The following is an 11,903-nucleotide window of genomic DNA, read 5'->3' on the forward strand; positions in this document are numbered from 1 at the left end:
TTTTGCGCGAACGAGTGAAAGTATGGCATCATAGAGGGAGTACATTATTTTTAGGCGACAGGAGAACTTTATCATGGCATTAGACGGCATCGTTACCAAAGCGATCGTGCATGAGCTTCAATCCTTCATTGGTGCACGCGTCAGCAAAATATATCAACCCAGCACACATGACCTGATCTTCACCCTGCGCGGTGCGGGCGGCGGCGGCAAGCTGCTGCTGTCAGCGAATCCGACCTACCCCCGGCTGCATCTGACCGAGAGAAGCACTATCAATCCGGCAGAAGCGCCCATGTTCTGCATGCTGATGCGCAAGCATTGTGAAGGCGGCACCATCGAGAGCATCACGCAGGTGGGCATGGAGCGGATCATTCATATCACTATCAGGACCCGGGATGAGCTGGGAGATGTCTCCGCCAAAAAGATCATCATTGAGCTGATGGGACGGCATAGCAACATCATTCTGACCGAGCTGTCCACCGGCACGATTATCGACGGGATTCATCACGTCACCCCGTCAATCAGCAGCTACCGGGTCGTTATGCCTGGAGCAGCCTATACCGAGCCGCCGCAGCAGCATAAGCTGAATCCGCTCGGCATAAGCCAGGCCGCTTTCATCTCGTTGATGGCTTCGGCAGAAGAAGCCGCCCTATATGCTGCGGAGCATCCGGAGGAGCCTGAAGAGGATATGATCGAGGGCGAGATTGCGGGGCTTCTGGCCTCACTGGAAGAACCAAAAGCCGACGGCTCCGGCGGCCCTTCCCCATCAGCCGACCCTACGGGCTGGCTTGTGCATGCTTTTAACGGCCTGAGTCCGCTCATTGCCGGTGAGATCGTCCACCGCTACACGGCACTCGGGGGCGATGCCCAGGAGTTCAGCAGCGGGGTAAACCACCCGGACCAGCTGTGGGAAGCCTTCAATTCTGTAATGGAGCCGGTTAGGGAGCTCCGGTTCTCGCCGGTCTCCGGCTTGAATGCCAAAGGCAAGCCCATCTTCTCCGCCATACCGCTGAAGCTGATGGGCGGGAAAGTGAAGCAGTACAGCTCCATCAGCACATGCCTGGAGGATTATTACGGGGATAAAGCGGAGAAGGATACCGTGAAGCAGCGGGTAAGCGACCTGATCCGTTTCCTCGGCAATGAACGCGGCAAAAACATTAAGAAGCTTGCCAATCTGCAGAAGGATCTGGACGAGGCCCAGGACGCCGACCAGTTCCGGATCTGGGGCGAGCTGCTGTTCGCTTCCCTGCACACTTTGAACAAAGGGGATAAGACGGCAAAGCTAGTAAACTATTACGATGAGAATCAGGCAGAAATCACTGTTCCGCTAGATCCGCTCTTAAGCCCTACGGACAATGCGCAGCGCTATTTCAAGAAATACAACAAATATAAGAACAGCCTGCGGGTCATCGGCGAACAGCTGCTCAAGACCCATGAGGAGATTGCCTACATGGAGACGCTGCAGCAGCAGCTCGCCCACGCCTCACTGAATGACATCGAGGAAATCCGTGAGGAGCTGGTAAGTCAGGGCTACCTGCGTGACCGCAGCAAAAAGGGCAAAAAGAAGAAAAAGGCCACCCGCCCTACCCTGCAGGTGTTCACCTCTTCTGAAGGCATCGACATCTATGTAGGCAAAAACAACCTGCAGAACGAATATGTCACCAACCGTCTGGCTTCGGCGAACGATACCTGGCTGCACACGAAGGACATTCCGGGTTCGCATGTAGTCATCCGCAGCGAGGAATTCGGCGATGCCACCTTAGAAGAAGCTGCCCAGCTCGCCGCTTACTTCAGCCAGGCGAAGCAGTCGAGCAGCGTTCCGGTAGACAGCACCCTGATCCGGTACGTCCGCAAACCAAGCGGGGCTAAACCGGGCTTCGTCATCTACGATCATCAGCGGACGCTATTCGTCACACCGGATGAAGAGCGTATCAAAGGTCTGGCAAGTGTTCTGCGAAGCTAGTCCCGGCTAACCAAACAACCTCCATCCACTGGCGTCATCGCCAATGGAATGGAGGTTGTTTTTGGTATTGCCGCCCTCTAATTTCATAGGGCAGGTATTTTCACAGGCTGCTGGCCCATCCTTAAGCGAATCGCTTACCATTCAGGTTCAGGCTCAGCTTCGGGCTGCCTTCAACTGCTCCAGCACAGCTGTGGATACATGGACACTGCCGATATCCCCGTGGAAAATCACGCCTTGCCGCGCCCCATGGAAATCCGAGCCGCCGGTGACCAGCAGGCCGAATTCCTCAGCCAGCGCAAGATAACGATCATGCTCCGCCGGACCATGATCGGAATGGTAGACCTCGATTCCGCGCAGAGCACCGGTCTCCAGGATCTTCCGCACCAGTTCATCATCCCCGTAAATGCCGGGATGGGCCAGCACCGCCGCGCCGCCCGCTTCCAGTATCCAGCGGCAGGCGGTTTCCGGCGTGATGCGCGGAGGCGATACATATGCCGCTGCACCTTCAGCCAGATATTTATCGAACGCATCCCGCATGTCCGCTGCTGCTCCCAGGCGCACCAGCTCATCGGCAATATGCGGCCGGCCGACACTCTCATCCGGCTTCAGCTCCCGGCCCATGCCCGATAACACCTGCTCCATGCTGATCTCAATCCCCAGCCCGCGAAGCTTGTCTATTATTGCCTCATTTCGCCCCAGGCGGGTATTCCGCTGCTGTTCCAGCCGGGACAGGAACAGCTCCTGCTCTGTATCGATATAATAGCCGAGCACGTGAATCTCTTTCCCTCCGGCCCGCGTACTGATCTCTACACCCGGAACCACCGTAATTCCCAGCCGCCTACCGGCTTCCAGCGCTTCTGCAATACCGCTTACGGTATCATGGTCGGTAATGGCTACCGCTGCCAGCCCTTTCTCATAAGCCAGACGCACATTCTCAGCCGGAGGCTGCATACCGTCAGAAGCCTGTGTGTGGCTATGCAGATCACATCTTCCCGGCGCGGGCCCCTCTCCGATTCCCTGCGTATGTTCACTGTCATTATTCTTATCTTCCATATGAATCCCCCTCCATTTCTGCAAGTGTATCTTGTCTGCGGCGTTCTTATTCAGCTATTGCCCGTCCGCATGCTGGCGCAGGAAGGTCAGGAACGTTACAGCCGATATCGGCAGCAGCGTCGACTTCAGATGAATCGCGTAGAACTGCCGTTTGAATGAGGCATCTGTGAGATTGACAATCTTCAGCAGTCCGAGCGCCACCTCATGCTTAACCGATGATGTTGAAATAATCGTAATCCCAAGCCCGGCCTCCACAGCCGACTTCACTGCGCCTGTACTGCCCAGCTCCATCACAATCCGCATGGCACCGGGATCAAGTCCCTTCGCTACCAGCTGCTCTTCCATCACCCGCCGGGTCCCTGAGCCCTGCTCACGCAGCACGAACGGATAGCCGAGCGCATCACTTAGGCTAACTTCAGCCTGGTCCGCCAGCGGATGACCCTGCGGAACGATCAGCTTGAGCTCATCGCCCATAACGGGCTCGATGACCATATCCGGATGGGACACCGGCGCTTCGATCAGCCCGAAGTTCAGCTGGTGTTTGTTAATCTCCTCCATAATCTGCGTGGTGTTCATCACCTTCATCATGATTGAGATGTTCGGGTATTCCCTGCCGAAGGGGCCGAGGAGGCGCGGAAGCACATATTCGCCGATCGTCAGGCTTGCGCCCAGCTGCAGCCGGCCCTCCAGCATATGGGTGAAGGCTGACATCGCCTGATCCGTCTCCCGCATCAGCTGCATACTGCGCAGCGCGAATGGCATCAGCGTGCGGCCGGCTTCGGAGAGCATTATTTTTTTAGTCGACCGGTCAAACAGCTTGGCTCCGAAATAATCCTCCAGCGCCTGAATCTGCATCGTCACTGCGGGCTGTGTCATATGCAGCGTCAGTGCCGCCGCCGAGAAGCTGCCCCGTTCGGATACGGTATAAAAAATATGTAGCTGGTGAAAGTTCATGCTTTTCTGACTCCTTTTCAAAATAACCACTCAAAGTGGCGATTTGCTTCGAATGAATGGCAATTCTTCAAAAAAGGGCACGCAGCCATAAGCCGCATGCCTTCGTTGCCATACTCTCTTCTACTTGCGTCTGCGGCGCTTCTTCATCAGCTTCATGCGGCGGGAGTGGCGCAGCCACGAATAGTATTTCTTGAGATCCCGCAGCTGGGGAGTCGCCGAAATCCGGCCGAGAAACGACACCACCACCATGACGTACAGCGGCTCACCGGAGAGCGTGGTTACGCCCTCAAGCTGCCTGAAATCGACCACAATCACCGTATCATCGTCGATCAGATAGGCATTATACTCACTGTGCGAATAGGGTCTAACCCTGTTCTGCTTCAAGCATTGCCAGATCCATGCCGTCACTTCGCCGTTCCCGTTATTCTCCTCAGCGACCCGGTCTGCATAGCGGCTCTTCGCATGCTGGGTAAGCACGATATCGGCAATCCCGTAGTTATTCAGCACGATATGGAAGGGCTCATACGCCCCCCACCATTCCATCCCCTTGCCATGCATTGTCATCACACTCCACGTAAAAGGGTCTTGGCATGCTCTTATTGTTGTCAATCTTACCGCATTGATGTCTGTTGTTCAAGCATTCCGCCCTCCCTGTGAAGTGTACAGGCGTGAGTCTTAGTGTCCGATCTTGTGCAGGCTGATATCGCTGTCATCGACATAGCTGCTGCCTTTGATCATTTTGCAGCTTTTTTTGAAGCGGGCCGCTTCTTCGGACAGATCCTCAACCGAAGCGAATCTGCGGCTGCGGTTGGTTACAACGGCGATGGAGATCGAGACCAGCGGAATCTCCTCCATCCGTCCTGAACGGCTCTCGGTCAGCACAAACTGCTGGGCCAGATGCCCGGCATGATAGAAATCTTGTACCACCATATCGAACGCCCTGATGATGCTCCTGCAGCACTCCTCATATTGATAATGGCTGATGAAGATAATAAAGTCATCCCCGCCGATATGTCCCAAAAAACCGTCCAGACGCAGCGCCTCATGCTTCAGAAGCTCAGCCGTAGCCTGAATCATCCGGTCGCCTTCTTTGAACCCGTATGTATCGTTGTAGGCCTTAAAGTGATCCAGATCAATGTAAAGAACACTGAACTGCTCCTGCAGCAGCGATTTAACCATCCACTCTGTAATACTGACATTGCCCGGCAGTCCCGTTAACGGGTTCAGAAAGCTGGCTGCCACCGCCTGAATTTCCGCAAAATTAAGCAGCAGATCCCGCACGCTCACCGCTCCGAACAATGCGTTTCCGTGGGTGACGATCACATAGTCATACAGATTCTCTTCGTTCCTGGCCATAGCCAGCCTGCTCACCTCAATGATCGGCGTCTTATAATCCACCACAAGCGGATTTTTATCCATCACCAGCTCCACGGATCTGCCCATATACAGAGTATAACCATACAGCGTACCGATCTGCTGATAAAAACGGATTCTCATGATGAGCGCTACCGTACAGCCATTCTCAGTTACTGCTACGCCCTGGAGCTGTGGATTCTTTTTGAAAATCTGATCTACATACTCACATTTGTGGTGGATCGTAATTTCCGGAATCTGTTCGGCGATTTCACCAATTTGAAGAAACATGCCTATACCCTCCTCTTACTGGAAACGGCAGTGCCGAAGACGGGAATCCTCCATGCTCAGGCAGATGGGCCGGTCTTCCAAGCGCATAACCTTGACCAAACTCCACTCCCGCCATCTGCAAAAAAAGCAGCTCCTGCGCCGTCTCGATGCCTTCGGCAATCACCCGGGTAGACGAGCGCTCCGCGTATTCCCGGACCAGCTCCAGCAGCTCCTGCTGTTCCCTGCTGCTGTGAATCCCGCGGATCAGCGACTTGTCCAGCTTAATGAACTCCGGCTTCAGGTAGACTAGCGTCTTGAGACTATTGTAGCCGGAGCCGGCATCGTCCACCGCAATTCTGAAGCCCTGTTCGCGATAATGGGACAACACTTTCTCGAATCCGATATAATCCTGCACGGCCTGACGTTCCGTCAGCTCAAACACTACACGCTCTGGCGCAAGCCCCAGCTCCTTCAGGAGGGTAAGGGTTTCACCGCTTTTGTGGCGGGAATCATTCAGCACCCCCGGATGCACATTAACAAAAACCAGCTTATCACCCGCAGCATCCGCCCCGGGCAGCCTTTCCATATAACGGGACAAGGACATTCTCCGGCAATACTGCTCGAATCTGAACATCTGCTCTGTCCTTCCGGCAAAATCATAGAAATGCTCGGTGCTCGGGAACTGCGGGGAACTGGGCGGACGGTTCAGCACTTCATGTCCGATCGTTGTCCCGCTCCGCAGATGCAGAATCGGCTGAAAGTATGTATCCAGCATCTCCTTATCCATAATATCAAGCAGCATCGATAATCTGCCCAGCTCCCTGGCTTCTTCCCTGAATCTTCCGCTCAGATGCTGAAAGTATTGCGGCAGCGCCGCCAGCTTGCGGGACAGTGTCCCTGATTTATTCATTTTATCACCTGTATGTTTTCTTCGTGAATTTTGTCACCCTCTCTCCAGCATAGTCCGGAAGTATTAAGCAGGTATAAACTATGGGCGGCAGTCAACGGTTTCCGGCACTAATTTAGGACAGGCCCGGATTGGTATAGCGTCAGATTCACACTAGTAAAAATCACTTAGGCAAAACGCCTGCTGAGGTTCTGCAGTGATCCGGTTATGGTATATGCCTAGAGTATCCGGTATGCTTAATTGTACTTTGTACAACTAAATCCTCTGATTCTCAACCCGCTCTCTGTTTAGTTGTATTTCGTGCAATTAAAGTGGCTATAGCAGAAGGTTTCCACCGATTCTGGCAGATTTAGTTGTACAGAATACAGTTATACGGAGCAAACATATCTATTCGCGGTTTTTAACTGTACAAAATACAACTATCACTGATTATCCAATTGAAACTGGATACACAAATTACTCCATTAAATGAGCTGTTGTATTAACCGGAACATATTCAAGGTATTTCCGGGTACAGCAAATAACCTCAGGCCCGCATTGGCGGAAGGAGGTTAGGTTAGAAACACAAAGAGTATGAGACTTATAGGATGCGTTAGAATTAAAGCCTCAGTTACAGCTCCAGGCTGACTCCGCTCATTCTGAGCTCCAGCATCCTGGCGATTAGGCTGCCCAGATGAGCTCCGGCCTCAACCGGAGGAGTGCCTCCCTGATGAATGTTGGATAGAACCATCCGCTGGGAATCTGTCATTCCTGAACGCGGCCTGTAGCCAAGATAAGCACTCATGGACCGGGAGGTGATCAGTCCCGGACGTTCTCCGATCAGCATTACAATCACTTCGGGCTCCAGAATATCGCCAATAGCATTCATACAGCCGACCCTGGCCTTCCGCACAAAAAACGGTGTCCCCGCAGTAAGCCCTTGAACTGCCAGAGAGTCCAGCAGCGCCGGATAAATATCCCGCAGGTTGCTCTCAATGGCATCGGCACTTAGTCCGTCTGACACCACAATCTGCACCTGCGGAGCCTGGATACAGCGCTCCCGCAGAAGCCGGATACTGCTCTCCGGCAGCTGCCGGCCCAGATCCGGCCGTTTCAGGTACAGCTCCTTGTCCGTCACCTCTGAGTCAACTGCAAACAGCTCCAGCTCATCCAGCAAGGTGCTGCTGACGCTGCCGTATACTGAATCGACTGCAGCCGCATGATCCAGGCGCAGCTGCAGCTGCTCACGGGTCGTCGGCCGTGTTCCTGCCCGGCCTGTGCCGATCCGCGCCGGTGTAGCCTTACGCAATCTTTCCATTCCCTCCGGATCGTGGAATACCATGCTTGCTCCTCCTTCATTGTTTAGATGAACCGCGTCGGATCACCGGCAAGTGCAGTCAGTCGGCCATTCTTCAGGATACCCATTTTTTCCGCCCAAGCTGAGAACTCTGCCCCCGGCTGCAGACGCAGCAGCTCCCGTACAGTAGCAATATCATGAAAGCTGGTCGACTGGTAATTCAGCATGCAGTCATCCGCCATCGGAACCCCGATGAAGAAGTTTACTCCGGCGGCCGCCAGGAGGACAGCTAAGTTATCCATGTCATTCTGGTCTGCCTTCATGTGGTTCGTATAACAGACATCCACACCCATCGGGAGTCCCTGGATCTTGCCCATGAAATGGTCCTCAAGCCCGGCCCGGATTACCTGCTTGCTGTCATACAGGTACTCGGGTCCGATAAAACCGACGACGGTGTTCACCAGAAACGGCTTGAACGCTTTGGCCAGTCCATAGCAGCGGGATTCCAGTGTCAGCTGGTCCACACCGTGATGACCGCCCGCTGACAGCTCAGACCCTTGCCCCGTCTCGAAATACCAGCGGTTCTCCCCGCTGGCCGTGCCGGACTCCCGGATCAGCTGATCCGCCTCCTGCAGCAGCCGCAGATCAATCCCGAAGGATTGGTTGCCGCTCTGTGTACCGGCAAGACTCTGGAAGATCAGATCCGCCGGAGCCCCCTTGGATATCGCTCTCATCTGGGTGGTCACATGGGCAAGCACACTGTTCTGCGTCGGTATGCCCCATCTGTGAATGACCTCTTTGGTTTCGTGGAGGAGGCGGATAATATTGTCTGTTGTATCAATGACAGGATTGATACCGATTACCGCATCCCCGATTCCGTAGCTCAACGCTTCATAGATTGAGGCCTTCATCCCCAGCGGATCATCCGTAGGATGATTGGGCTGGGCCCGGCTCCCGAGCCGGCCGCGTTCTCCCAGCGTAGTATTGCAGCGGGTAATCACTTCACACTTGGCCGCGGCCTGGATCAGATCCAGATTGGACATCAGCTTGGCAGCCGCAGCAGCCATCTCACTATTCAGGCCACTGCCGATCCGGCGCAACTCACTCTCAGAGGCAGCAAGCAGCTGTTCTCTCAGCTCTCCAACCGTCCAGCTGCGGATCGTTTCGTAGACCGTTTCATCGACTCCCTCTTCGATCACTCTGGACACCTCGTCCGTCTCGGGCGGCAGCAGCGGGTGGCTGCGGATATCCGCCAGCGTCAAATCGGCCAGTACAAGCTTGGCTGCCATCCGTTCGCGGTCGTCCGCTGCAGCGATTCCGGCAAGCTGGTCCCCGGACTTTTCTTCATTCGCTTTGGCGAACAGCTCCTTCAGATCATGAAACAGATAGCTCTCGCCAAGCAGGGAGACTGTCAGCTTCATCGGTTATCACTTCCTTTGCGCCTAATTTGTTGAATTGAAAACCAGGGTCTTGACGGCAACCGGTATATAATTCCCGTCCGCCGGGATTCCAATGTCAATATAATCGCCATGCGCCACAGTAATCTGGTCCAGACAGACGCAGGCTTGCCGGCCTTGGGATAGCAGATAGATACAATTGCCCAAAGCTTTGGCAATGTCATTCTCACAGATCAGGATGCAAAGCTTCAGCTTATACTTCCGGGAACACCCGGTCACTGCTTCAGCAATCCGGCGTAACACAGCATAGGAACAGTGGGTGATTTCCGGGATGGCGATTGCAAACTGCATTGCTTCCGGTTCAATTGAACCGTGCCTTATGGCTCCCGCAGCAAAAGCGGCTTGTATAGAGGCTAAAACCTCATCCGGCTGTTCAACGTCCTGGGCCTGTACAGGCCAGACCAGCTCTATAACGGGAATATTCCGCAGCGGCAGCAGGTTGGGGTCTGCATAAACCGTTGAGCCGCTGAGCTGCAGGGTATGAACACCGGCACCAATTACTGTAGCCCGCTGCGCTCCCGGAGCGGCCTGCAGCTTCACCGGGTAGTGTCCGGCTGTCTTTTTAATGGCATGAGCCAGCAGCGGCCCGATATCCCCATATCTTGCAGTCTCCGCGATATTGCGGGGAGCGGCCTGCTCCATTAATGCACCCACACCCCCGGAGATCCAAAGCTCCGTAACTGTAGTCTCTTTTGCAAATGCAGCCGGAAGGTCCTGGTGACCATAGATTAATGGACAGGCTTGCGGATCACTGCCCTTAAGCAGGACCTCCAGCAGCAGTTCACTCCATCTCCGGGTGACCTCCTGCAGCACAGGCCAATCCGCCTGCTCCCCCTCTTGCAGCCACAGCCCTTCCCGGTTCAGCCATTGCCGGGCTGCGGGATATATTTTCGCTACGGTTCCAGCCTTATCCAGCATGATCAGCCGGCCGCCGATATGAAAGTTCAAGGTTCCTATGCAACTTCCGCTATTGAAATATGCCGCGTTTGCCGTACCGCCTCCGATATCCACATTGACTATCGTCCCCGCCGCTCTTTGCGAATGAGCTTCCGCTCCAGCGCCTTTGCCTGCAAGGACAGCCTCCAGATCCCCGCCTGCCTGGGCAACCACGAACTCTCCCGACTCCCCCGCCAGCTGATGGAGGATGGAATCCGCGTTCGATCTTACCGCCGTTTCTCCAGTAATAATGACAGCCCCCGTATCTACCTCCTCAGGCTTCAGTGCCGCGCTGTGGTACTCTGCCGACAGGATCTGCTGTAGCGCCGGAAGATCGATTTGCGATTCGCCTATCAGCGGTGTTAGATGCATCGGGCTCTCATAGATAATATTCCGCTCCGTGATTTGATATTGCGGCAGCATGGACAGACCATATCTCCGTCCGACCGTAAGTCTGCTGAAGACTATTTTAGTCGTACTAGTTCCAATATCAATTCCGACACTGGTGATCTCGCGCTTCGGTTCTATGCCGTTCCCTCCCGCCTGCTGCAGTGCCAAAATAAATGCCAAAGTATAAAAAAAGACGCCTTATCAGCCTTGCATCGCTCTGCCATGCGTGCCTATTACGTCTGCGCCCTCTGTTGAACTCGTTGCGTTGTATTTATTGTGTTGTATTTATTGTATAGATCTATTGCAGATAATCCCAGTAGGATCAGCTTGCTTTCCTTGAGGATATAGTAAGTCACCGGCGATTAGCTGTCAATTTAGTTAACATTCCCCCGGGAAAATGTCATCCATCCCGCTTTCGGCAGATTCCAAGGTAATCATACCCCACATTGTATTCGGTTTTTCGCATACATCCGGCTCGTCTTCCCTACTGCTGGCACATTGTTATGTGATCAAAAAATATATTAAATTCAAAAAAACAGACGCCAGCGGCGCCTGTCCAATATGGCTATATTTGAATTTACAAACCGTAATAACGGGACTTGTCCGGTCCATTGCTGGTGTATTCAGTCTTGAGTTCATTGCGGTAGGAACGCTCAATCTTACGCACGTAGGAAAGTCTGCGGACATTCTTCATAACTTCCTCGGCGCGTTCCGCGTTCACATACATTACCGCATAGTGCATCTTTCGGGAAACATAGTGCAGTGTTCCGTATTTCTCCAGGTTACGCGCTGCCTTGACGTCGCTAACCCAAACGATGTAACCTGTCCGTTCCGCAAACATAAGCTCATCCGCCTTTCTTTCTCTATTCTCTATACGGCCAGCTTATCCGCAAGAGCATTTGCCTCCGCTGCCGCATCCGCCTTTGGGGGACGGGTCATTGCTCGGAACCTTGATGCTGTCCGATACCGAGAAGGCGATTGCTTCAGACATGGAGTGAAGAATATCATCCAGCGTCTTCTCCGCATTCTTGAAGCGGACAACCTCTTCGAACTGTTCCAGCTCCCGCTCTACTAACTCAACCTCATCCTTGGCCGAATGATAGTTCGGGTGAAAATGTCCAAACCGCTGTGTCTCCTCAAACAGCTCCTTCTTGCTCTGCAGCCGTCTGACCATGGCCTGGATTTCGGGGCTCTGATCGACCCGCCCTTTCCAGTATAAGTAATCCGACACTTCGGCGGATTGATTAATCATATCGCCTAATTCATAGGCGTATGTCAGCACTTCGGCCATATCGACCGTATTTAATTCCGCTACGCTCATGAACTTCAACTCTTTTCTGCATTAAT

General features: G+C 53.8%; 11 protein-coding genes. 1 reads left to right on the forward strand and 10 read right to left on the reverse strand.

The annotated features are described in order from the left end of the window. Positions 1 to 73: 73 nt before the first annotated feature. Entirely contained in the window at positions 74 to 1,960 is a 1,887-nt protein-coding gene (locus GC101_RS05520; protein ID WP_171716439.1) for an Rqc2 family fibronectin-binding protein, read from the forward strand. Between the two features lie 153 nt (positions 1,961 to 2,113). Here GC101_RS05520 and GC101_RS05525 read toward each other — a convergent pair whose 3' ends face one another. The 10 genes from GC101_RS05525 to GC101_RS05570 all read right to left on the reverse strand — a co-directional run bounded on the left by GC101_RS05525 (position 2,114) and on the right by GC101_RS05570 (position 11,877). Next, positions 2,114 to 3,013 (reverse strand): PHP domain-containing protein, encoded by a 900-nt coding sequence (locus tag GC101_RS05525; RefSeq protein ID WP_171716440.1) that lies wholly within the window; start codon positions 3,011 to 3,013, stop codon positions 2,114 to 2,116. Between the two features lie 54 nt (positions 3,014 to 3,067). After that, positions 3,068 to 3,967, reverse strand: a complete 900-nt coding sequence (locus GC101_RS05530; protein WP_171716441.1) for a selenium metabolism-associated LysR family transcriptional regulator — start codon at positions 3,965 to 3,967, stop codon at positions 3,068 to 3,070. 120 nt (positions 3,968 to 4,087) lie between these two features. Continuing rightward, entirely contained in the window at positions 4,088 to 4,525 is a 438-nt protein-coding gene (locus GC101_RS05535) for a hypothetical protein (RefSeq protein WP_171716548.1), read from the reverse strand. A 117-nt stretch (positions 4,526 to 4,642) separates the two neighbouring features. Beyond that, complete coding sequence (locus GC101_RS05540) at positions 4,643 to 5,611, reverse strand: GGDEF domain-containing protein (RefSeq protein WP_171716442.1); 969 nt, start codon at positions 5,609 to 5,611, stop codon at positions 4,643 to 4,645. Then, positions 5,592 to 6,500 (reverse strand): EAL domain-containing protein, encoded by a 909-nt coding sequence (locus GC101_RS05545; protein ID WP_171716443.1) that lies wholly within the window; start codon positions 6,498 to 6,500, stop codon positions 5,592 to 5,594. The genes GC101_RS05540 and GC101_RS05545 overlap by 20 nt, the downstream gene beginning before the upstream one ends. 607 nt (positions 6,501 to 7,107) lie before the next feature. Then, complete coding sequence (gene eutC, locus GC101_RS05550) at positions 7,108 to 7,818, reverse strand: ethanolamine ammonia-lyase subunit EutC (RefSeq protein WP_171716444.1); 711 nt, start codon at positions 7,816 to 7,818, stop codon at positions 7,108 to 7,110. Positions 7,819 to 7,838: 20 nt separating this feature from the next. Then, positions 7,839 to 9,194 (reverse strand): ethanolamine ammonia-lyase subunit EutB, encoded by a 1,356-nt coding sequence (locus GC101_RS05555; RefSeq protein WP_171716445.1) that lies wholly within the window; start codon positions 9,192 to 9,194, stop codon positions 7,839 to 7,841. A 21-nt stretch (positions 9,195 to 9,215) separates the two neighbouring features. Continuing rightward, entirely contained in the window at positions 9,216 to 10,736 is a 1,521-nt protein-coding gene (locus tag GC101_RS05560; protein ID WP_171716446.1) for an ethanolamine ammonia-lyase reactivating factor EutA, read from the reverse strand. 397 nt (positions 10,737 to 11,133) lie between these two features. Then, positions 11,134 to 11,397, reverse strand: coding sequence for a YlbG family protein (locus GC101_RS05565; protein ID WP_020432997.1), 264 nt, complete (start codon positions 11,395 to 11,397; stop codon positions 11,134 to 11,136). A gap of 42 nt (positions 11,398 to 11,439) precedes the next feature. Next, positions 11,440 to 11,877: a YlbF/YmcA family competence regulator gene (locus tag GC101_RS05570; RefSeq protein ID WP_042136559.1), complete on the reverse strand. Its 438-nt coding sequence runs from the start codon at positions 11,875 to 11,877 to the stop codon at positions 11,440 to 11,442. Positions 11,878 to 11,903 lie beyond the last annotated feature (26 nt).

The organism is Paenibacillus phytohabitans (genome assembly GCF_013141775.1).
In the GTDB taxonomy this organism is placed as follows: domain Bacteria; phylum Bacillota; class Bacilli; order Paenibacillales; family Paenibacillaceae; genus Paenibacillus_AQ; species Paenibacillus_AQ phytohabitans.